The organism is Kocuria sp. CPCC 205258 (genome assembly GCF_040981005.1).
GTDB lineage: Bacteria > Actinomycetota > Actinomycetes > Actinomycetales > Micrococcaceae > Kocuria > Kocuria rosea.
In genome coordinates this window covers 1-531 of sequence record NZ_JAVKPS010000063.1, presented here as the reverse complement: position 1 = coordinate 531, position 531 = coordinate 1, and the positions used below count along the sequence as shown (strand labels likewise).

The window sequence follows — 531 nt, the reverse complement described above, 5'->3', positions numbered from 1 at the left end:
GCCCGGCCCGGTGGGGAGCAGGACGCCTCCGAGGGCGGCGGGTTCGCCGGGGCGCGACCTTCCGGCGAGGTGCGTGTCCCCGCGGCGGATCAGTCCGCGCGTCGCTCAGACACGAGCACCGCGTAGACGAGTTCGTCGCGCCACTCGCCCAACTGGTAGTGGCTTTCCCGCAGGGTCGCCTCCTGGCGCATGCCCACGCGCTCGCAGACCTTCGCGGACGCCACGTTGAGACTGTCCAGGCGCGCGAAGACGCGGTGCGCGCCGAGGTGCTCGAACGCGGCGTCGACGGCGGTGCGCGCGGCCTCCGCGGCGTACCCCTTGCCCGTGTGGTCCGGGTGCAACGCCCAGCCGATCTCCACCTGCGCGGCCTCCGCGTCCACGAGGGTCAGCACGATCTCGCCCACGAGCTCGTCGGAGTCGTGAGGGGAGATCGCGACCCGCAGGCTGTCGCCGTCGGAGGACCAGGACCCGGGTTCGCGATTGGCCTCGACCGTCCTGATCACGTGGTCCATGTCGCGGGGTTCGCGCCAT

Annotated in this window: 1 protein-coding gene; it reads right to left on the bottom strand. The window is 72.7% G+C overall.

The genetic code is table 11. The features are described from left to right. Window positions 1-89: 89 nt before the first annotated feature. A partial coding sequence (locus RF644_RS18840; RefSeq protein ID WP_368797669.1) for a GNAT family N-acetyltransferase occupies window positions 90-531 on the bottom strand: 442 nt, incomplete at its 5' end.